This is a genomic window from Campylobacter sp. CFSAN093246 (assembly GCF_012889415.1).
GTDB lineage: Bacteria > Campylobacterota > Campylobacteria > Campylobacterales > Campylobacteraceae > Campylobacter_D > Campylobacter_D jejuni.
The window spans coordinates 1,148,132-1,170,817 of the sequence record NZ_CP040613.1; the positions used below are offsets into that span (position 1 = coordinate 1,148,132).

Genomic DNA, 22,686 nt, shown 5'->3' on the forward strand with positions numbered 1-22,686 from the left:
CCTCCACATCCCTTAATTTACACAAGCTAAAAAGGATTGATGCGTGTGAAATGAAGCTAATATTTTATCAAATTTAAGTTTAGTTTTTACTTATATATGTAGTCCTTGGTAAGGCTTAGATTATTATTGATTTCTTTTGTGATTAAAAATTGAAACAAATCCACGCTTCCAACACGAAAAGCAGAGGCACAAGAACGAAGGTATAAATCCCACATTCTTATAAATTCTTCATCATATTTTTCCCTTACCTTGTCCAATACTTTGTTAAAATTTTCATCCCATAAATCTAAAGTTTTTGCATAGTGCATTCTTAAACTTTCTGCTAAAAGAAGATGAAAATCCCACTCACTCATAGCACTTACAACCTCTCTTAAAGAAGGTAAATATCCTCCTGGAAAAATATATTTATCTATCCAAGCATTTGTTTTTCCTTCAAACATGGCTAAAATAGAATGTAAAAGCATAGAACCTCCAGGTTTTAACACTTGTTTTACTTTCATGAAATAAAGTCCTAAATTCTCTTTGCCTACATGTTCAAACATACCCACAGAAACAACTTTATCAAAATAATTTTCAAATTCTAAATCTTGATAATTTTGAAGTCTTATTTCTATTTTATCTTCAAGACCAAGTTCTTTTACTCTTTCCTTAGCTTTTTTACACTGCTCCTCTGAAATAGTAATTCCAACAACCTTAACTCCATACTTTTGAGCCGCCATAATAGAAAGCCAACCCCAGCCACAACCTATATCTAAAAGCTTTTCTCCTTCTTTTAAATCAAGTTTTTTAAGAGTATGTTCTATTTTGTTAATTTGAGCTTCATAAAGAGTATTATTAGGCTCTTTAAAATAAGCGCAAGAATAGCTCATAGTATCATCAAGCCAAAGCTTATAAAAATCATTACCTATATCATAATGACTTTTGATATTTTTACTTTCCTGTTTTTGGGCTATTTTACTCAAGATATCCTCTGTATTTTTTAAAAAACGCTTATTTGAAAAATAATACAAAACTTTAGCTATTTCATCATAATCACCTTCTATTTCTAGTTTAGACTCCATATAATGTTTTGCAAAAACTAAACTCGTATCACTAAATAATTTTAAAAAAGGTATTTTTTCTTTGAAAATTAAAGAAAATTTAGCAGGCTGATTACCCACATGAAATTCTTCTTGATCCCAAAATACAATTCTAAAATTTCCATAATTCCATTTTGAAAGAATAAATTTAATCATTTGTTTTTCAAGCATAACATACTCCAACTAATAAAAATTATTATTTGATAGTATCTCTTAATTATGTTTAAAATTTGATAAAATTGAAGAAAAGATAGAATTTTTGCCACAGATATAAAATAGTGGCAAAAATTTTATAATACTAATGTAATTTAGACCAAACAGAACGCTTCCAACCTATAGCAAAAATACTTAAAATTACAAAGAATATCATTACATAAATTCCTGTAGTTTTTCTTTCTTCTTTTTTGCTATCACCCACTTGATCAATATAAGATACAACCTTAGCCTGTGCAGCTTCTGTTAAACCTACTCTTGGCATAGCGGTTCCTGGAAGAAGTTTTTGAGTATTATTAATAAAATCATGTAAATATTGCTCACCACGAGATCTTATCATCATAGAAAGATCAGGTGGAACAGAACCTAAATAAGTTTTTAAATCATTTTGATTTGATGGAGTAAAAAAGCTATCGTATTTCATATCATGACAACGTCCGCAAGCCTCAATAAAAGTTGCTTTATCTTTAGCAAATTTTATATCTTTTTCCATTAAAGCTGCTTTTTGAGCACTATTTTCCATTTTAGCATATTTTGCCTCAACATCTTTCTTAATAGTAGCATCTTCATTGGCTTCAAATTTAACACTCACATCTTTAAGATAAGCAATTACATTGGCTATATTTGCATTTGTAGCTTCTTCACTTTCTCCTGAAGTATCTTTATTGTAAGCTGTCATAATAAAAGCATCACCAAATTTATGATCTACTTTTAAAGCAAGCGCAGGATGCATAATCAAAGCTGCTAAAAATTTTTCATCAAAAATAGCACCAGCTGCACTGAGATCAGGCGGTATTACTCCCATAGAAGAATCAGTAATATTAGCTGCTATTCCATCTTCTTTTACACCATGACATGCAAAACAGTTATTTTCAAAAAATTCTTTACCTTTTTTTGCATCACCCTTAGCAAAATCGATCTTTGCAACATCTGCCCAAAGTGTTTCAACCTTGCTTAATTCTTCTTTTGCTTTTTCAAGTTCTTTGTTTGCACTCTCTATTCTTTTAGCATCTCCTGAAGCTTGTGCATCTTTTAGAGCTAATTCTTTAGCTTCAACTATACCTTTTGCAAAAGTAGTATCTTCAACAGCAAAATCAAAATTTGCAGGAGCAACATGAGGCTTCATCACTGAATGAGCATAAGGCTCTACCCCCCAATATACAAGTGCAGTAAAAACTACTACAACTAAAAATATTTTTATTTCTCTCATTGTTTAGCTCCTTTTCTCTCCATAATAGTAATAACCGGTAAAACTACAATAAGTAAAAGTAAAAATACTATAGAAGCGTAAAATCCTACCCAAGCATTTACACCTGTTGGAGGTAATTTTCCATAAACAGTTAAAACAATTAAATCAATAAGCAATATCCAAAACCAAATGAAAAATAAAGGTCTTTCATGAGCTGGTTTTACCACATCACTTCTATCAAGCCAAGGAAGTAAGAAGAAAATCACTTGAGCAATACCAAATGCAGCCAAACCTATATCAAAAGCTTTAATACCTGCAATATCAAAGAAAAATCCTCTTAAAACTTCATAACTCCATAAGAAATACCACTCAGGATAAATATGAGCTGGTGTTTTAAGCGCATTAGCTGGATCAAAATTAATTGGATCCATTGCAAATTCAAATTTAAAACAGACCAAATAAAAGAAGAAAATCATAAAAAAGCTTATATACATAAAATCTTTTGATAAAAATCCTGGCCAAAAAGGAATCACTTTAGAACCCTTTGTGTCACCTGCCATGTATTTTTCAGCCTCTAAATCAAAGTCAAGTTCTTCAGAAATTTCATTATTAACATGAGGAATTCTTAAAGAATAGAAGTGAAATGCTATAATAGCAATGATAACTATAGGAAGCAAGCACACATGAAGCATAAAAAATCTTGTTAAAGTTGGATCAGAAACCGCATAATCTCCACGAATCCAAATCACAAGTTCAGGGCCAATAAATGGTATCCCTCCAAAAAGATTAGTGATTACTTGAGCTGCCCAATAACTCATTTGTCCCCAAGGAAGCATATACCCACTAAAAGCTTCAGCAGAAAATACAACAAACAAAAGCATACCGCTAACCCAAATCATCTCACGACCTTTTTTATAAGAACCGTAATAAATTCCTGTTAGCATATGTATGTATATAATCAAAAATACAACAGAAGCGGCAACACCATGCATGTGACGCCAAAGCCATCCATAGTCCACCTCTTGCATAATAGTCTTATTCACACTATCAAAAGCAAGTGCAGTATCTGGTTTATAATACATCACAAGTAAAAGTCCTGTAACAAAAAGCACTGCAAAAAGAGTGGTTAAAATAACCCCCATTGCCCAAAGAAAGTTAATTTGCTTTGGTATCCAATACTTTACCATTAAAACATCAAGCAGTTTATGTACCGCAAGTCTTTGATCAAGCCAATCTACAAGACCATTAGCTTTTCTAATTTGTGCCATCTTAAGCCTCCGCTATCATTTTTTTATATTCAGAACCCTCTTCACCTAAAACAAGCTTGGTTCCATCAATTTTAAAAGGAGGAATTTCAAGAGGCTTTGGAGGAGGTCCAAAGACATTTTTTCCACTTGTGTCAAATTCTCCACCATGACAGGCGCATTTAAACAATTGCTCACTTGGTTGGTAAGCAGGTATACAACCCAAATGCGTACAAAGTCCTATAACCAGAGTATAAGCTGCGTTATCTACCACAACATCACGTTTTTCATCTTTTGGCATACTCGCATCTTTTTTTAATATAAAAATAGGCTTTTTACGCCATTCTATAGTTCTAAGCTCTCCATCTTGCATTCCTGATAAATCTACTGTAGTAAAACCTGCAGCTTTAACACTTGGAAGCGGATCCCAAGTTTTTTTCATCGCAACAAGTGAGAAAACACCGCCTACAGCAGCTACGCTTCCAAATGCAAAGCCCATAAAGCTTCGTCTACTCTCAGATGTAGCCATAACTTGCTCCTTTCGATTTTATTTTTTAACCAAGTTAAAAGTTTATCGAAATTAAAATAAATTTTTTCTTTGTTTAACAAGTTTTGATATTTAGACAATAAGAGCAAAAAGAGAAAAAACAAGCACAGGTAAAGTTATCAAAAAGCCAAATTTACAATATTGCCAAAAAGAAATATTAATGCCTTTTCTAGCCAAAACTCCAAGCCAAAGCAAAGTTGCTAAAGAACCTATTGGCGTAAGTTTTGGACCTATATTTACACCTAAAAGATGTGCATAAATCATCAAAGAATCAAAAGAAAAATTCTCAAAATATTCTTTTAATGCCAAATCTCCGATTAAAACCATAGGCAAATTATTAAACACAGAAGATCCAAAAGCTGAAATCAAAGCCACACCAAAAATTCCACTCTTATCTTGCATCAAAAAAGCATAGCTTTTAACCAAAATTTCACTCACACCTATTTTATGTAAAGCAAAAACCACCATATAAAGCCCAAAACTAAAAAGCAAAACTCCATAAGGTGCTTCAAAAAGAATTTTAATACTTTTTTTACCTTGAATTTTTAAAATAATAAGCCAAAAAATTCCCGCCCAAAGCAAAGCAAAAAAACTTATTTTAATATTAAAAATTTCACCTATAAAAAAACTGATAACAAAAAGAAATAAAAATACTATGCAAAGAAAAAACAATTTCAATGAAATTTGCTCTTTTTTGATTAATTTAAATTCAAGCCTTTTAGGTAAAACTCTCACATAAAGCACAAAAACCGTAACTATAGTAGAAAGCAAAACAAAAAAATTTGGCAAAAACATATTTTTAGCAAATTCTAAAAATTCTATCTTAAAATAATTTGCTGTGATGATATTGGTTAAATTTGAAATAACCAAAGCGTTTGAACTTGCATCACATAAAAAAGAAAGGCTAAGTAAAAAAGAACTTAAAATAAAAGCATGATTTTTACAATCTTTAAGAGTTGAAAATAAAGCTATAATAATAGGTGTAATGATTAAAATCGCTCCATCGTTAGCAAAAAATGCAGAAAGAAAAAATACAAAAATCAACAAAAATAACATCATTTTTTTTGTACTGATATAAATTTTTTCTTGATTTTTCTCTCTAGAAAAATACAAAATTTTACTCGCAATAAAATCAAAAAATCCCAAAGCTTCCAAGCTAAAAGAAAGGATAATCAACCCAACCAAAGTTAAAGAACTATCCCAAACCAAAGAAAAAACAAAACAAGCATCTTTAAAATCTACCAATTGAAAAATAAAAACAAAAAAAGCCCCCAAGCTAGAAAATACCCAAATAGGTAAATTCCATGGACGCCAAAAAAGTAAAACTAAAGTAGATAAAAAAATAAAAAAAGCAAGCATTTAAGCTTTTTTCTTTTGCATTTTGATATAAATTTGCAAAATATCCAACGCTGCAGGAGTGATTCCACTGATTTGACTTGCAGCAAAAATGGTTGGAGGTTTATGATGATTAAGCTTTTCTACAACCTCATTACTCAAACCACTTACACTTTTAAAATCAAAATTTTCAGGAATTTTAAGCTCACTAAGATTTTTCATTTTTTCTACTTGAGCTTTTTGCATACTAATGTAATGATAATACTTTGCCTCATTTAAAATCTCTCTTAAGGAGTAATGATCCATGGTTTCAAATATAGGGTCAAGTTTTTTTAATTTTTCTATATCAAAACTTGCTCTTGCAACAATTTTTTGAAGATTGACTATAGAAGAAATTTTATCTTCTCCTAAACTCTCTAAAAAAGCATTATTTTGGTTGTTAGGCGTAAATTCTTTAGAAAGTAAAAATTCAAGTCCTTTTTGAAGATTGTTTGCGATATTTTGTATATAAGTAAAATCTTGCTCGCTTAAAAGCCCTAAATCATAGCCATATTTTCCAAGTCTAAGTATAGCATTTTCTTCCCTTAAAAGCAGTCTAAATTCCGCTCTTGAAGTAAACATTCTATAAGGTTCTTTTGTGCCTTTTACTACCAAATCATCGATTAAAACTCCTATATAAGCTTCATCACGCCTTAAAATCAAAGGCTCTTTCATATCTATGCTTAAGCTTGCATTGATTCCCGCCATAAAGCCTTGTACTGCAGCCTCTTCATAACCTGTAGTTCCATTAATCTGTCCTGCACAATAAAGATTTTTAATCTTTTTAAGTTCTAAAGTATGCTTAAGTTCAGTTGGCTCTATATAGTCATATTCTATAGCATAACCAAAACGGGTTATTTTAGCATTTTCAAAACCCTTTACAGAACGCAACATTTGAGTTTGTACTTCATAAGGTAAAGAAGTAGAAAAACCATTGATATAATACTCCGTCGCATCGATAGTTTGAGGCTCTATAAAAAGATGATGGCTTTCTTTGTCGCTAAAACGATTGATCTTATCTTCTATAGAAGGACAATACCTTGGCCCCACACCTTCAATCTGTCCTGTAAAAAGCGGAGCACGATAAAAATTATTCTTAATAATCTCATGTGTAGTTGTATTAGTGCGTGCGATATAACAAGGAAGTTGAGTAGGATTGAAATTTCTTGAACGAAAACTAAAAGCTTTAGGATTTACATCACCATCTTGAATTTCAAGCACGCTAAAATCAATGCTTTTTGCATCCACTCTTGGGCAAGTTCCTGTTTTTAAACGTCCCATTTTTAAACCCAAAGTTTGCAGATAATTTCCTAAATTTACCGAAGCAAGCTCCCCTACCCTTCCTGCTTGAAGTTTATTTTCACCTACGTGAATAAGTCCATTTAAAAAAGTTCCTGTTGTTAGGATGACTTTTTTGGCAAAATATATATTTTCTAAATTTGTTTTTACGCCTTTAACTTCATCATTTTCTACGATTAAAACACTCGCTTGTTCTTGAGAAATTTCTAAATTTGGAAGTTTTAAAAGTTTATTACGTGCAATGATACGGTATTTATCCATATCAATTTGTGCCCTACTTCCTTGAACGGCTACACCCTTACTTTCATTTAAAATACGAAATTGTATCCCTGCTTCATCGGTGATTTCACCCATAAGACCACCCATGGCATCAAGTTCTTTTACCAAATGCCCTTTAGCAAGTCCACCTATGGCTGGATTACAACTTGCCGCTCCTATTTGCTCAATCAATGTAGTTAAAAGTAAGGTTTTTTTACCCATTCTAGCAGCAGCAGCACTTGCTTCAACACCTGCATGTCCACCACCTATAACAATGACATCAAACATATTTTGCCTTGAAAAATGTGAATTTTTAAAAGAAAGATTATATAATATTTAGACTTAAAACAAACTCGTTTTAAGTCTAACAAAAATTTATTTAGCTTCTTGAAGAGAAAAGATTAGCTCATTATAAGTTTTATCTGCATCTTTGCAGAAATTTTTAAGCATCTCAACACCCTTATTTAAGCCTTGTTGCTGTTCTGCTCTTAAAAGATCGCTATAAAGACTTTCTATTGTAGAAATAGCGCTTTTATTTGGCATACGACGAACGGAATAATAGCCTATGATATTATTATTAACATCTATTGATGGGGTTACATTTGCAAAAACCCAATAGTAATTGTTATCTTTGGTTTTATTTTTTACGTAAGCAAAAATTTCTTTGCCTTCTTTCATATAATCCCATAAATATTTAAAAACAGTTTTTGGCATCTCTTCATGTCTTACTATGTTATGAGGTTTATTTAAAACTTCACCCATGGTATAACCTGCATACTTTAAAAAATCATCATTTGCATAAACTATTTTACCTTTTAAATCTGTTTTAGAAGTAATTAAACTATCTTCTTGTAAAAAAATTTCTCTTGACATTTTCCCACCCTCTTAATTTATATTTTTAATTTTGCTAAGATTTCAGCACTTCTTTGCTCTAGTGATTTAATATCATTTACAATCGCATCATAAGCTTTTTGATCGATATAATCTTGACTTGATTCTTCTATTGCTTTTTTAGCGTTATCTTTTATAAATTCTTTAGCTAATTTTAACTCAGTTTCAGAACTAAGCTCATTAATAACACCTTGAGCTCTCTCATCTTGACAAAGATTAGAAATTGGATCTACACTTTCAAGATTGAAATTTTGAGCCCCATTTAAATTTAAATATATATTTGATTTATAAAGAATATGATCGATTTTAACCACAGACAAAATCAATCTCTTTGCAAAGGATCCAAAATTAACACCAAGAGCACTACTATTTTCTTCTAGACGTTTAAAAGCTTGAGAAAATTTATTAATTCTTTCTTCAGATTCACTAACAATGTTAAAAACTTGCTCACTGCCACTTTGGATATTTACAAAATCTTGTTGCATAGTCTGAATTGCAATAGAAATTTCGCTTGTAGATCTTTGAGTTCTTTCTGCTAACTTTCTAACTTCATCAGCCACAACCGCAAAGCCCCTACCATGCTCTCCTGCACGCGCAGCTTCAATAGCAGCATTTAAAGCTAGAAGATTGGTTTGATCGGCTATATCACGTATTACTTCAACCACTGAAGTGATATTTTGTGAATTAGCCACAAAAGTTTGTACTGTCTCCTTGCTCGAATTTACAACATCCATTAAAGAACCCATAGCACTTTGTAAAGAATCCACTTCTGAGCCATTTTCTGTAGCTGTATGAGAAATGGCATCCACTGTATCATATACATTTTTCATCATGCTAATATCTTGATTTAATGAGCTAGAAATTTGAGACATGTCTTTATTTTGATTTCCAAGGCTTAAATCCATTAAAGTTCTTGATAAAGCATTTTTAAAAGTAGATCTTGCTGTCACTTCTATGTTTGCTAAAGCTTTATTTATAAATTCGATATTATGAGCAAAAATTCCTTTTAAACCTTCAGGCAAAGCCTTGCGATAAAATTCACCTTTTTGAGAACAAGAAATAGAAGTATTAATTTCCCTTAAGTAAGCTTCTAGCCCATCAATAGTATTGTTAAGATTATCTGCTATTTCGGCTAATTTTTTGCTTTTTGTTTTTACATAGATAATTCTATTGTCAAAATTTCCTTCTTTTAACTCTCTACAAAGAACCAAAAGTTTATCTATCATTATTTGCTCATCTTTGTGTTGTCTAAGCAAATAAATCATTAAAACAGCGATTAAAACAAAAATTATCGCTCCAACAAAAATATGAATAAAAATGACACCTAAAACACCGATAACACTTAGAAAAATAGTTGATAATAATCCATTTTTCACCATAAATTTACCCCTTTTATTGAAAATTTTTTGAAATCATAAATCAAAACAATACTTTAATAATATATTACTTTAATTTTTAGGCGAAAATTATACAATAAAAAAGATTAAATATATCTTATTTAGTTATTTTCTTGTAAGTTAAAAATAAGTTCATTATAAGTCATTTTATAAGAACTTACAATATCCATTAAAGCTGAAACTCCAGCATTAATGCCTGATTTTTGCTCTTTTTCAAGTAAAATTTTATAAACTTCTTCAATTATAGAAAGAGATTTTCTATTGGGTGCACGACGAACAGAATAATAATTGACGATATCTCCATTAGCATCAAATGAAGCACTTACATTTGCAAAAACCCAGTAAAAATTACCATCTTTGGATTTATTTTTCACAAATGCAAAAATTTCATCTCCTTTTTGAATATAATCCCAAAGACATTTAAATACAGTGCGTGGCATATCTTCATGTCTTACTATATTATGAGATTTATATAAAAGCTCATCGACTTTATAACCTGCGTATTTTAAAAAGTCATTATTGGCATAAATGATATTCCCCTTAAGATCTGTTTTAGAAGTAATTAAAGCATTTTCAGACAAAACTATTTCTTTCATAATTTAAAACATCCCAATAAAACAAATAAATCAAAAATAGAATTATTACCAATAATAAATAACAAAAAGCAAACTGAATTACAAAATTATAAAATTTTCAAAAATATTTTAAATTTTATAATGCAAATAATGAGAAATTTTGTAACGTTTATATAAAAAATTATCATATCATATAAAAGAAAGTATTTCTAGATTTGTTTTTTGTTAAAATTTACGATACACATTGTTAAAATTATATTTTACAAAGATCAAAAGGAGTAAATAAACTTGGAAACTTTAAGTCAAACTTTAGCTGAAAGAAAACCGCCTTTATATAAACGTATTATCAAAAGTCTTGGATTTTGGGTGATTATAGGCATTATTACAGGTATTGTACTTGGCTATACAGATAAAGAATTAGCCATTGCTAGCAAACCAGGAGTTGATTATTTTATAGGTGCTTTAAAGGTTCTTATAGGCCCTATTATTTTTGTTACTTTGGTTTTGGGCATCATTAGTCTTGAAAGTTTAAAAAAAGTAGGTAGCATTGGTGCTAAAGCGGTTATTTACTTTGAAGTTGTAAGTACTTTAGCACTTGCTATAGGTATTTTTATGGCAAATGTTATGCAACCAGGCCATGGAATGAATCTTGATCCAAGTCAACTTGATACAAAAAGCGTTCAAAAATACATTTCTCAAACCACAGAAGTAAGTGCGAGCTCTGAGATTATGCATATTTTAAAAGATGCTATGCCTACTGATATTATCACACCTTTTACAGAAGGAAAAACCATACAAGTTTTAGTTATTGCTATAATTACTGCTTTGATTATTTCTTTAATGAGAATAGAAGACAAACAGGCAATTCAAAGAGTTTTTGAAGTGGTACAAAATTTTGTTTTTAAAATTCTACAAATCATTATGTATTTTAGTCCTATTGCCGCCTTTTCAGCAATGGCTGTACTCATAGCTCAATACGGAATTGGCTCTTTGATCAACTTAGCATATTTACTTTTAGTAATGCTGATTTCATGTCTTGTTTTTATATTTGGAATCTTAGGTCTGATTTGTTATTTTGCAAAAGTAAATATCTTCAAATTTATGAGATTTATCTCAAGAGAAGTATTGATCGTTTTTGCAACCAGTTCAAGCGAGTCTGCACTTGCTCCTTTAATGAGAAAACTAGAAAAAGCAGGACTTTCTAAAGCAACAGTCGGACTTGTTTTACCAACGGGATATAGTTTTAATCTTGATTGTACAAATATTTATCTAGCTATGAGCTTAATCTTTCTAGCACAAGCTTTCAATGTAAATTTAAGTTTAGCACACGAAATCAGTATTTTAATAGTATTAATGATAGCCTCAAAAGGTGCAGTAGGTGTAACTGGATCAGGTTTTATAGTGCTTGGAAGTACGCTTGCGGCTCTAGGAAATATGGAAATTTCAGAAGCAAATGCAACCTTAGCACAAGTTCTACCAGTAACTGCTATAGGTATTCTTTTAGGTGTTGACAAATTTATGTCTGAAATGAGGGCGGTTGGAAATCTTTGTGGAAATTCAGTAGCAGCCTTAATCGTTGCCATCTGGGATAAACAAATTGATTGGGAAAAATTCCGCTATGCTATGGATAATCCAGAAAAATTCCATAATGCTGGAATGAACTAATGAGTTCTTTGGAGGAAATCATATCGATTAACCTCCTCTAAAGTATTATCTTTTTTTCTAAATTGCTTTAAAAAACTTTCATTGAAATTAAAACTAAATCCAACTTGAACAACAGTATCATCAACAGTCTCTCTTGCACTATAATCACGACGCAATAAATTTAAACTAAATACACTATAAGGAGAGTAAGATACTTGATAATTAGTTTTATCATTATCCTTACTTATATCAAAAGCAAAAGCGGTATAAGTTGGAATTACAAAACTCATTCCAAGCTGTAAATTTTTTTCTGCTTCATTGGGTATATAATAATTACTATAAGCCTTTATAAATTTACTATAACCAAACTCTGTACCAAAGCTTTTAGTATCTTTTTGTTCCTTTTGTTTATCAATAAAACCATTAACTCCAAATAAAAAATCATCTTTTTCATAACGATTGATTAAACCCCCTGAGTAATTATAATTATTTTGAGCCACAAAAAGTTCTTTTTGAAAAAGCAAAGAATTATTCTCCCCCTCATAAAGAGAACTTAAATTTTTAACCTGCGCGTTTTCATTTTGAAAATCTAAATTCCCATCTGTTTTATCTATACCATTATTATTTTCTAAAGTTTTTGAAAGTAAGCTATCAAAAGTGCTTTTAAAATCCACATTCTCTTCTTGAATTTTTGGAGCTTCTTTGGTATTTTTATAATCAAAGTGCTCCCAAGAATTTTGATTATTATTTTTTGCTAAAGCCTCTGTAAGTTCATCGCCATTGAGTAAAGAAAACAATGCTATTATATAAAAAATACCCCTCATTATTCTTATATTCCTTATTATTTCTTGTTTAAGTATTTATTATAAAAAAATAATATAAATAAAAATTCCACAAAGACTAAAAAATAAAATTAGCAAATTTAAAGTAAATAAGTGTATAATTAAAATAAAAAAGGGTTATTAATGCAAAAAGACAACCTCATAGCTTTTGTTATTTTTATTATCAGTACTATCGCATTTGTTATTTGGGGATTTGGTTATATTTCGCAACATCAATTGATTCTTTTTATTCTTGCTTCTATATTTGGCATTTTTATGGCATTTAATATAGGTGGAAATGATGTAGCCAATTCTTTTGGAACAAGCGTTGGCGCAAAAACAGTAACCATTAAACAAGCTTTAATTATAGCAGCTGTTTTTGAGCTAAGCGGGGCAATCTTCGCAGGCGCAGAAGTTACTAAGACCATACGCAGCGGTATTGTTATTTTTCCAAATTCTTTAGATCCTATGCTTTTTGTTATCATTATGCTTGCTGCACTTTTAAGCTCTGGGGTTTGGATTTTTATTGCAACCAAGAAAGGCTTACCTGTATCAACCACACACAGTATAGTTGGTGGGATTGTAGGTGCTAGCATTATGATGGGGCTTTTAAAATTTGATGGAATCCAAACACTCTCTATGGTTAAATGGAGTGAAATTTTAAGAATAGCTATTTCTTGGGTAGCTTCGCCTCTTTTAGGGGGTATTGTAGCTTATATTATTTATTCATATATTGATAAGAAAATTTTAAAACCATCAGAAAAACTAAATGATGATTTGAAAAATATCAAAAAAGAAAGAAAAAAATTCAAAGAAGAATATTTTTTAAATTTAAAAACAAAATCCCAAGAAGAACAAATCAAAGAACTTTCCGCTATAGCTTTGGATGAAGAAGAACAAGAAAATAATTTCTATAGAAATAAAATGAAGGAATTTAAGGATCAAGAAAAAGATATAGATATTTACTCTATTTTAAAAACTCATATGCCAATCATTGCTTGTATTGCTGCTGCTATCATTTCGGCAATGTTTTTATTTAAAGGTTTAAATAATGTTAGCACTTTGGATATTTTACAAAACTTTTGGATTATCGGAATTATAGGAACTATAAGTTATGTTGTAACATTTGCTATAGTCAAAATCGTTAAAAAAACAGAACTTAATAAAACTACTGATAGAATTTTCTCATGGTTTCAAATATTTACAGCCTCTAGTTTTGCATTTTCACACGGAGCCAATGATATAGCCAATGCTATAGGTCCTTTTGCAGCGATTTTAGATGTCTTAAAAAACGGCACAATTAACGCGACTTCTCCTGTACCTTTTGCAGCTTTAGCTATGTTTGGAGTTGCTCTAGTTGTAGGGCTTTGGTTTTTAGGTAAAGAAGTGATTACTACAGTGGGTTCAAAACTTGCAACCATACGCCCTACTACTGGATTTTCTGCAGAACTTGGTGCAAGCATAGTTATACTCTTAGCTACACAATTTGGAATTCCTGTTAGCTCCACCCATATACTCATAGGTGCTATATTGGGTATAGGAGTGTATAATAAAAACGCAAATTGGATTATGATGAAGCCTATAGGATTGGCTTGGATTATCACTTTACCAGCCGCTGGTATTATGGCAGCACTTGTATTTTTAGGATTTAAACTATCTTTAGGAATTTAAGTAAAGCTTATTTTTCTAAAATATTTTTTCCTTTAATTATATGCATTTTAATCTTTCCAAAAAGTTTATCCTCAGAATAAAGAGAACTTTTTGGAGCAAAAATTTCTTCATTCTCATCAAAAAGAACTAGATTAGCTTCTTTGCCAACTTCTATAACTCCACTATTTAAACCTAAAAATTCACTAGGATTTTTACTTGTAAATCGACAAAGCTCTTGCCAATTTAAAAATCCTTCTTTGATTAAAAAAGTATAACAAAGACTTATAAATTCGCATACGCTATGAATTCCAAAAGCCGCTTCATCAAAAGCTAAATCTTTTAAAGAAATTGATTTTGCACTATGCAGGGAAGTTAAAAAGCTAATCTTTCCTTCTTTTAAAGCCTCTCTTAAAGCCAAAACATCTTCTTTGCTTCTTAAAGGTGGCATAAGTTTCGCAGCCGTATTAAAATCTTCACAAGCACTATCATCTTTGATAAGATGATGAATGCTTACAAGTTTTAAATCCTTTTCATCTAATAATACTAAAGAATCTTTCAAACTTAAAAGATCAAAAATAACTTTATTTTTATAAAATTTAGCCAATTCTTTCATTTTAGCTATCTGGCTAGTTTCAGCGATTTTACTCATGCCTATAAGCCCTAGCTCAAAACTCATTTCACAATCATTCATCACTCCATTATCATCAAAATCCTTATCATAACAACGCACAAAAATTGGAGAGTCTTTCATAAAAGCATATTGTGAACTTACTTTTAAAGTATTTGCATCTAAAGAGCTGTCAAGTTCTAGAGCACAAGCACCTTTATTTAAAAGAGTGGCTAAATTTTTAAGCTTGCCGTTTGCATCCTTAACCCGCACACTTGAAAAAATTTGCATCTTTCTTTGAGCTAAATTTTGTAAAAATAAAGCAAAACTTTCTTCATCAAAATCCATGCAATCACGCAAAACTATACTAGAAATTCCTCCTTTTAGACACTCATTTTCTAAAAGCTCTAAATTAGCTAAAGAAAATTTATCGTTTTTTAAACTCACACACAAATCCACAAAAGATGGAAGTAAAGTCATACCTTTAGCATCTAAAATTTCTTCGCCTTGTAAATTAGAACCAATATTGGTAATTTTTCCTTCTTTAATCTCTATATCTTGTAAAGAATCTCCATAAATTTTTGCATTTTTAATTATCATGATTTTTCCTTAATCATTTTGCTTTAATAAACTCTGCGTTGCTTCTTGCACGCTTTTACCCTTAAAAATTGCCACTACTTCATTTACAATAGGTGTATAAATTCCTTTCATTTTTGCTAGTTTTTCTATAGCATAAGCAGTTTTTACACCTTCTGCTACTTCATTAAGTTCGACTAAAATACTATCTAATTTTTGATTTTGCGCCAGTTTTAAACCTACTCTATAATTTCTTGATAAAACACTCGTTGCAGTTAAAAACAAATCCCCTGCCCCACTTAACCCTAAAAAAGTTTCTTCTTTAGCACCAAAAAATTTACCAAAACGATGCATTTCTATAAGCCCTCTTGAAATCAGTGCCGCTCTTGCATTATTGCCAAGTTTTAACCCATCACTAATCCCACTTGCAATTGCTAAAACATTCTTATAAGCACCACAAATTTCAGCACCACGAACATCATTATCAATATAAGTTTTAATAAAATCAGGGAAAAAACTTGCAAATTTTTTACAAAGCTCTTGATTTATCCCGCTAATCATCAAAGCAGTAGGAAGTTTTTGCATTACTTCAGCAGCAAAAGAAGGACCGCTTAAAACACAAAAATTTTCTTTTGGTACAAAATCTAAAAAAATTTCATCTAAAAATTGACAACTTTGATCTTCTATGCCTTTTGAAGCAATTAAAATTTTTTGTCCCTTGTTGATGAAATTTTCTTTAAGCCAAGCACGCATCCCTTGAGAACTTAAAGCAAAAACAAGATATTCACATTCTAAAGCTTCTTTTATGCTAACAAAATCTTCTAAATCACGCTGATGCAAAGAACTGATAAAACAATTGTGATTTTCTTTTAAGGCTAGATGTAAAGCACTGCCCCATTTTCCCGCACCAATAACCGCTATACGCATCAACCAAGCTTTGTTTTTAAAATTTCATTTACTTTTGCAGGATTAAAAGCTCCTTTGCCTTCTTTCATTGTTTGACCCACAAAAAATCCAAAAAGCTTGTCTTTACCACTTTTATACTCTGCAACCTTATCGGCATTTGCATTTAAAATTTGTTCAATCACCGCTTCTATGGCTGAATCATCACTTACTTGCTTAAGTCCTAGCTTTTCTATAGCTTCATCAATTTCCACGCTAGTATTTTCAAATACAAAAGCTAAGACATCTTTAGCCGCTTTTGCACTGATAGTGCCATCTTCTATGCGTTTAATTAAAACTCCAAGCTTTTGAGCATCTACAGGAGAATTTTCTATAGTCAATTCTCCTTTTAAAAGTCCCATAAGTTCAGTATTTAACCAATTTACGCAAAGTTTAGGATTTAAATTTTGAGAAATAAGACTTTCAAAAAAACGACTCATTTCTAAAGAACTGATTAAAACCTCTGCATCACTTTCTTTTATACCAAGCTTGTCTATAAAGCGTACTTTCTTCTCATCAGGAAGCTCAGGGATTTTAATATCCAAAAACTCATCTTTTAAGAAAACAGGCAATAAATCAGGATCAGGAAAATAGCGATATTCTGCCGCTTCTTCTTTGCCACGCATACTTCTTGTAACTAAATTTGTCGTATCAAAAAGTCTAGTTTCTTGAACTACTTCTTGTTCGTAAGTTCCATCTTCCCAAGCCTCACTTTGTCTTTTTACCTCATATTCTATAGCTTTTTGGATAAAACGAAAAGAATTAAGATTTTTAATCTCTACTCTAGTATAAAGTTTTGTATCGCCCTTAGGTCTTATACTAACATTTGCATCGCATCTAAAACTTCCTTCTTGCATATTTGCATCTGAAATGTCTAAAAAGCGTATAATAGAATGAAGTTTTTTAAGATAAGCTACTGCCTCATCGCTACTTCTAAGCTCAGGCTCACTGACAATCTCAAGCAAAGGAGTTCCTGCACGATTTAAATCTACTTTAGAAAAATTACTTTCATGGATATTTTTACCTGCATCTTCTTCCAAGTGCGCTCTTGTAATACCTATGCGTTTATTTTCACCCTTTACATTGATAAAAAGCTCACCCTTTTCTACTATAGGGATATCAAATTGTGAAATTTGATAAGCCTTAGGTAAATCTGGATAAAAATAATTCTTACGATTAAAAACACTTTTTTTATTAATTGTTGCATTGACAGCTTTTCCAAAAGCTATAGCTTTTTTTACAGCCTCTTCATTTAAAACAGGCAAAGCTCCTGGTAAGGCCAAACAAGTGGGACAAACATTGGTATTTGGAGCTTCTCCAAAAGAAGTTGCACATGAGCAAAAGATTTTTGTTTTTGTATTTAACTGAGCATGAACTTCAAGACCTATAACTACTTCAAACATAAAATTTCCTTGAATTTTTAAATGTTTTATTTTATCTTTTTTTCTTTTAGAAAGGCTTTAAATATTAACTTTAAATGCTATAATTCTTAGACAATTTATATTTAAGGAGTTAAAATGCCATTATTAGACAGCTTTAAAGTTGACCATACTAAAATGCCAGCTCCTGCTGTGCGTTTAGCTAAAGTTATGAAAACACCTAAGGGTGATGATATTAGCGTATTTGATTTGCGTTTTTGCATACCAAATAAAGACATTATGAGCGAAAAAGGTACTCATACCTTAGAACATTTATTCGCAGGATTTATGAGAGATCATCTTAATTCAAATTCAGTTGAAATTATTGATATTTCACCTATGGGTTGTCGCACGGGTTTTTATATGAGTTTAATTGGAACACCTGATGAGAAAAGTATTGCAAAAGCTTGGGAAGCAGCCATGAAAGATGTTTTAAGCGTAAGCGATCAAAGCAAAATTCCTGAACTTAATATCTACCAATGCGGAACTTGCGCAATGCATTCTTTAGATGAAGCCAAACAAATTGCCCAAAAAGTTTTAAATCTAGGTATTAGCATAATAAATAACAAAGAATTAAAACTCGAGAATGCTTAAAAAGAATCTTTATTTTTTAAATGATTAAGCTTTAATTAATATATTTTTATATATGATTTTGAAATTTTATTATTTTAAAAGGAGAAAAAATGAAACTGATGTGCGAGATGTGTAGTATCTAGTGCGTCCTTTGGCTTAACATTATGTTTCCAAAGGTCCAAAAAGTGGATAAGGAGATATAATGTGTAAGAAAGTCAAAAAAGTTTATTTTTTCAAAATACTCATTTAAAATCTTAACTTACAAAAATTTCTCTAATAAAATTTTAATTCAAAATATCTTCTTATCCTTAATTTTAATTTAAGGAGCAAAAATGAACTTACCTATACTTGATTTACAAGCTTATGAAAAAGATAAAAGCACTTTTCTTAAAAATTTAAGAGAAATTGCTTCTAAAATAGGTTTTTTTTATCTTATCAATACCAGTATAGATAAAAATTTAAACGAGAAATTATTCAAACTTGGCAAAGAATTTTTTAATCTTTCTAGAAGTTCGAAAGAGCTTATTTCTATGGTACATTCTCCTCAATTTAGAGGTTATACTAGCGAAGGTTTTGAATACACAGCAGGATCTAAGGATTATAGAGAACAACTGGATATAGGCACAGAAAGAGATGCTTTAAACTGGAATTTAAACTCACCCTTATGGCAAAGACTAGAAGGTCCTAATCTTTGGCCTAGTGAAATTCCAGAACTTAAAAAAACTTTCTTAACTTGGCACAAACAAACCAAAAAAGCTTGTTTAAAGCTTTTAAAAGCCTTCGCTCAAGCTCTTGATCTACCTAACAATGCTTTTGATAAACTTTATGGAGAAAATTCTTACGAACATTGTAAAATCATACATTATCCAAAAAGCTCAAAAAATATCACTCAAGGCGTAGGTTCACATAAAGATGGTGGGCTTATCACTTTTGTTTTTCAAGAAAAACAAAGCGGATTTGAAGCTTTTATAGATGGTAAATGGCTTAGTATACCCCCACTTGAAAATAGCGTTGTAGTTAATATAGGAGAATTTTTAGAACTAGCTACCAATGGCTATTTAAAAGCTACTATTCACCGCGTGAATTTAAGCCCAAAAGAACGCTTTAGCATAGCTTATTTTCTTGGAGTGCAGCTTGATAAGGATATACCTATTTTTAAGTTAAATCCAGAGCTTGCTAAAGAAAGTAAAGGTGTGGATACTGATCCTAAAAATCCACTTTTAAGAAATGTTGCAAGTAATTATTTTAAAAGAATGATACGCTCTCATCCTGATGTGGCAAGTATTTATCATAGTGACTTGATAGAAAAATTTAGTTTTGCGTAAAGGAGAAAAAATGACTTTATTTACTAAAGCTTTTTGCGTCGCTACTCTTTTTACCGGTTTTGCATGGGCAAATGAAGAACTTAAAGTTGGCTCTTCTATAACACCTCATGCAGATATTTTAAGATTTATAAAATCAGCACTTCAAAAACAAGGTTATGATTTAAAAATTTATGAATTCAATGATGGAGTAATCCCTAATGTAATGGTTGAAAATGGTGAGTTAGATGCTAATTATTTTCAGCATGAGCCTTATTTAAAAGAATTCAATCAAAGACAAGGCACCCATCTTGTAAAAGTTGCCAGTATCCATATAGAACCTATGGCAGTGTATTCTAAAAAACACAAAGAATTTCACCCCAAGGAAGGACAAAGCATTTCTATACCCAATAATCCTACAAATGAAAGCCGTGCTTTACGCATTGTAGCAAGCAAAGGACTTATAGAAGTTAAGGATAATGAGCTCATCACTCCTTTAGATATCACTAAAAATCCTAAGAAGCTTAAATTTGTAGAGTTAAAAGACGCTCAACTTACAAGGAGTTTAGATGATGTAGATTATTCTCTTATTAATAGCAATTTTGCTATTTTAGCAGGTTTAAACCCTGTAAAAGATGGGCTTTATACAGAAAGTAAATATAGTGAATATGGCAATATCATCGCCGTTAAAGAAGGTAATGAAAACCTTCCTAAAATCAAAGCCCTAGTAAAGGCCTTGCAAAGCAATGAAGTTAAAAAATTTATAGAAGAAAAATATCAGGGTGCTTTAATCCCTACATTTTAAGGAGAACAAATATGAAAAATTCAATCATTTCTTACCCAAGAATAGGTGCAAATAGAGAATTAAAATTTGCTATTGAAAAATACTTTAAAAACCAAAGTTCTAAAGAGGAGCTTTTAAAGAGTGCTAAGGATTTAAGGATTAGACACTGGCAAGAAATTCAAAAAGCTGGCATTGATTTTATCCCTAGTAATGATTTTTCACTTTATGATAATGTCTTAGATGCAGCTGTGCTTTTTAACATTGTTCATACAAAGTATAAAAATTTAAATTTAGATGCTTTAGATGAATACTTTGCTCAAAGTCGAGGTTATCAAGGAGAAAATGGAGATGTTACAGCCTTAGCAATGAAAAAATGGTTCAATACAAATTATCATTATTTGGTGCCTGAGTGCGATAATGCTGATATTATAGCTTTAACAGGGGATAAAATTTTTAAAGAATATCTCGAAGCTAAAGAGCTTGGTATAGAAAGCAAGCCTGTTTTAATAGGCATTTTCACACTTTTTAAACTCATTGCCTTTAAAGATGAAAAAACTCAAAAACTCGCCAAAGAAAAGCTTTTAAACGCTTACATAGAGCTTTTTGATAAACTAAATGAACTTAAAGTAACATGGCTTGAACTTGATGAGCCTTATTTGGTTTATGATTTAAGCAAGGAAGATATCGCTTTGTTCGAAGAATTTTACCAAGAACTTTTAAATCACAAAAAAGATCTTAAAATTTTACTTCAAAGCTATTTTGGAGACTTAAGAGATATTTATCCTAAACTTTTAGAAAGCAAATTTGATGCTTTGGGGCTTGATTTTATCGAGGGAAAACAAAGCTTAGCCTTAGTCCAACAATACGGTTTTGCTAAAGATAAAATCCTTTTTGCAGGTCTTATTAACGGCAAAAATATCTATGCTAATGATTATGCTAAAAGCCTAAAGCTTATTAAAGAGCTTCAAAAATATACACAAAATATCATCTTAAACACTTCTTGCTCACTTTTACATGTGCCTTATAGCACTGAATTTGAAAGCAAATTAGATTCAAGCTATCTTAAACTTTTTGCCTTTGCTAAAGAAAAACTTCAAGAACTTAAAGATTTAAAAGAAATTCTAAATTCTAGCGAAGAAAATCCGCTCTTTAGAGCCAATCAAGAGCTTTTTAAAAATATCCCAGAGCGTTTAGATGAAAAAGTCAAAGCAAGGCTTAAGGCCTTAAAAAAAGAAGATTTTACCAGAACGCCTAGTTTTAAAGAACGCGCCTTAATCCAAAAAGAATTTTTAAAACTCCCTCTTTTACCAACCACAACCATAGGTTCCTTTCCTCAAAGTGCCGATGTAAGATCTAATCGCCTTGCCTTTAAGCAAGAAAAAATTTCAGCTCAAAACTACACTGAATTTAACCAACAAAAAATCAAAGAATGCATACAAATTCAAGAAGAAATAGGACTTGATGTTTTAGTGCATGGAGAATTTGAAAGAAATGATATGGTGGAGTATTTTGGAGAGAATCTAAAGGGCTTTTTATTTACTCAAAATGGTTGGGTGCAAAGCTATGGCACAAGGTGCGTTAAACCTCCTGTGATTTGGGGTGATGTATCACGCACAAAGCCTATCACCTTAGCTTGGTCTAAATTTGCACAAAGTTTAAGTCAAAAAATCGTAAAAGGTATGCTAACTGGACCTGTAACCATACTTAATTGGTCCTTTCCAAGAGAAGACATCAGTCTAAAAGAAAGCACTGAGCAAATTGCCTTAGCTATAAGAGATGAAGTGTTAGATCTTGAAAATGCAGGTATAAAAATCATACAAATTGATGAAGCGGCTTTGCGTGAAAAACTGCCTTTAAGAAAAAGTGATTGGCATAGTGAGTATTTAGATTGGGCTATTCCTGCTTTTAATCTTGTGCATAGCGGGGTAAAAGCTAAAACTCAAATTCACACTCATATGTGTTATAGTGAATTTAGTGATATCTTAAAAGAAATTGACGCTATGGATGCTGATGTGATTTCTTTTGAAGCTTCAAGATCAAACTTAAGTCTTTTAGATACCCTAAAAGCTATTCGTTTTAAAACTGAGGTGGGACCAGGAGTTTATGATATACATAGCCCTAGAGTTCCAAGCGTAGAAGAATTAAGTTTAACTATAGAAAAAATTTTAAACAAATTACCTAAGGAGCAAATTTGGATCAATCCAGACTGCGGACTTAAAACAAGAGCCTATGAAGAAGTTATAGCCTCTCTTAAAAATTTAGTTACGGCTACGCAAAAAATACGAGAACAATTATAAGGAGTTT

The 22,686-nt window shown here is 31.0% G+C and carries 19 protein-coding genes; 6 read left to right on the forward strand and 13 right to left on the reverse strand.

Features of this window, described 5'->3' with window-relative positions; translation table 11 throughout:
• Positions 1-86: 86 nt before the first annotated feature.
• From FBE87_RS06065 to cetC, 9 genes are all read right to left on the reverse strand, one after another.
• Positions 87-1,250, reverse strand: coding sequence for a cyclopropane-fatty-acyl-phospholipid synthase family protein (locus FBE87_RS06065; protein ID WP_002852655.1), 1,164 nt, complete (start codon positions 1,248-1,250; stop codon positions 87-89).
• Between the two features lie 127 nt (positions 1,251-1,377).
• Entirely contained in the window at positions 1,378-2,502 is a 1,125-nt protein-coding gene (locus tag FBE87_RS06070; protein ID WP_002852693.1) for a cytochrome c1, read from the reverse strand.
• Positions 2,499-3,749, reverse strand: a complete 1,251-nt coding sequence (locus FBE87_RS06075; protein ID WP_002852758.1) for a cytochrome bc complex cytochrome b subunit — start codon at positions 3,747-3,749, stop codon at positions 2,499-2,501. The genes FBE87_RS06070 and FBE87_RS06075 overlap by 4 nt, the downstream gene beginning before the upstream one ends.
• Before the next feature lies 1 nt (position 3,750).
• Positions 3,751-4,254, reverse strand: coding sequence for a ubiquinol-cytochrome c reductase iron-sulfur subunit (gene petA, locus FBE87_RS06080; RefSeq protein WP_002859270.1), 504 nt, complete (start codon positions 4,252-4,254; stop codon positions 3,751-3,753).
• Between the two features lie 90 nt (positions 4,255-4,344).
• Positions 4,345-5,631: an arsenic transporter gene (locus tag FBE87_RS06085; protein WP_002856353.1), complete on the reverse strand. Its 1,287-nt coding sequence runs from the start codon at positions 5,629-5,631 to the stop codon at positions 4,345-4,347.
• Positions 5,632-7,491, reverse strand: a complete 1,860-nt coding sequence (mnmG, locus tag FBE87_RS06090; RefSeq protein ID WP_002859271.1) for a tRNA uridine-5-carboxymethylaminomethyl(34) synthesis enzyme MnmG — start codon at positions 7,489-7,491, stop codon at positions 5,632-5,634.
• An 87-nt stretch (positions 7,492-7,578) separates the two neighbouring features.
• The gene (gene cetB, locus FBE87_RS06095; RefSeq protein ID WP_002777340.1) at positions 7,579-8,076 is read right to left on the reverse strand and encodes a bipartate energy taxis response protein CetB; all 498 of its coding nucleotides are present in this window, start codon (positions 8,074-8,076) and stop codon (positions 7,579-7,581) included.
• A 17-nt stretch (positions 8,077-8,093) separates the two neighbouring features.
• On the reverse strand, positions 8,094-9,473 hold the full coding sequence (gene cetA, locus FBE87_RS06100; RefSeq protein ID WP_002859272.1) for a bipartate energy taxis response protein CetA: 1,380 nt from the start codon (positions 9,471-9,473) through the stop codon (positions 8,094-8,096).
• Between the two features lie 119 nt (positions 9,474-9,592).
• Positions 9,593-10,087, reverse strand: a complete 495-nt coding sequence (gene cetC / locus FBE87_RS06105; protein WP_002859273.1) for an energy taxis response protein CetC — start codon at positions 10,085-10,087, stop codon at positions 9,593-9,595.
• Between the two features lie 267 nt (positions 10,088-10,354).
• Here cetC and FBE87_RS06110 point away from each other — a divergent pair, with 267 nt between their 5' ends.
• On the forward strand, positions 10,355-11,731 hold the full coding sequence (locus tag FBE87_RS06110) for a cation:dicarboxylase symporter family transporter (protein WP_002868577.1): 1,377 nt from the start codon (positions 10,355-10,357) through the stop codon (positions 11,729-11,731).
• On the opposite strand, the gene FBE87_RS06115 is transcribed toward FBE87_RS06110, so the two are convergent.
• Positions 11,728-12,534, reverse strand: a complete 807-nt coding sequence (locus tag FBE87_RS06115; protein WP_002868576.1) for an inverse autotransporter beta-barrel domain-containing protein — start codon at positions 12,532-12,534, stop codon at positions 11,728-11,730. The genes FBE87_RS06110 and FBE87_RS06115 overlap by 4 nt on opposite strands.
• Before the next feature lie 141 nt (positions 12,535-12,675).
• On the opposite strand from FBE87_RS06115, the gene FBE87_RS06120 reads away from it, so the two are divergent.
• Complete coding sequence (locus FBE87_RS06120; protein ID WP_002852729.1) at positions 12,676-14,202, forward strand: inorganic phosphate transporter; 1,527 nt, start codon at positions 12,676-12,678, stop codon at positions 14,200-14,202.
• Positions 14,203-14,209: 7 nt separating this feature from the next.
• Here the strand turns inward: FBE87_RS06120 and FBE87_RS06125 are convergent, their stop codons facing one another.
• Genes FBE87_RS06125 through gatB form a run of 3 tightly spaced genes read right to left on the reverse strand, consistent with a single transcriptional unit; the run spans position 14,210 to position 17,709 of the window.
• Positions 14,210-15,388: a metal-dependent hydrolase gene (locus tag FBE87_RS06125; protein WP_002858139.1), complete on the reverse strand. Its 1,179-nt coding sequence runs from the start codon at positions 15,386-15,388 to the stop codon at positions 14,210-14,212.
• Between the two features lie 9 nt (positions 15,389-15,397).
• Positions 15,398-16,294: an NAD(P)H-dependent glycerol-3-phosphate dehydrogenase gene (locus FBE87_RS06130; protein ID WP_075888380.1), complete on the reverse strand. Its 897-nt coding sequence runs from the start codon at positions 16,292-16,294 to the stop codon at positions 15,398-15,400.
• Positions 16,291-17,709 (reverse strand): Asp-tRNA(Asn)/Glu-tRNA(Gln) amidotransferase subunit GatB, encoded by a 1,419-nt coding sequence (gene gatB / locus FBE87_RS06135; protein ID WP_100621750.1) that lies wholly within the window; start codon positions 17,707-17,709, stop codon positions 16,291-16,293. Before gatB ends, FBE87_RS06130 begins: the two co-directional genes overlap by 4 nt.
• Before the next feature lie 114 nt (positions 17,710-17,823).
• On the opposite strand from gatB, the gene luxS reads away from it, so the two are divergent.
• The 4 genes from luxS (at position 17,824) to metE (ending at position 22,679) form a co-directional block, all read left to right on the forward strand.
• The gene (gene luxS / locus FBE87_RS06140; RefSeq protein ID WP_002857890.1) at positions 17,824-18,318 is read left to right on the forward strand and encodes an S-ribosylhomocysteine lyase; all 495 of its coding nucleotides are present in this window, start codon (positions 17,824-17,826) and stop codon (positions 18,316-18,318) included.
• 311 nt (positions 18,319-18,629) lie between these two features.
• Complete coding sequence (locus FBE87_RS06145) at positions 18,630-19,622, forward strand: isopenicillin N synthase family oxygenase (protein WP_002858100.1); 993 nt, start codon at positions 18,630-18,632, stop codon at positions 19,620-19,622.
• Positions 19,623-19,632: 10 nt separating this feature from the next.
• Complete coding sequence (locus tag FBE87_RS06150; protein WP_002857994.1) at positions 19,633-20,403, forward strand: MetQ/NlpA family ABC transporter substrate-binding protein; 771 nt, start codon at positions 19,633-19,635, stop codon at positions 20,401-20,403.
• Between the two features lie 11 nt (positions 20,404-20,414).
• Entirely contained in the window at positions 20,415-22,679 is a 2,265-nt protein-coding gene (metE, locus tag FBE87_RS06155; protein ID WP_002858088.1) for a 5-methyltetrahydropteroyltriglutamate--homocysteine S-methyltransferase, read from the forward strand.
• The last annotated feature ends 7 nt before the right edge of the window (positions 22,680-22,686 follow it).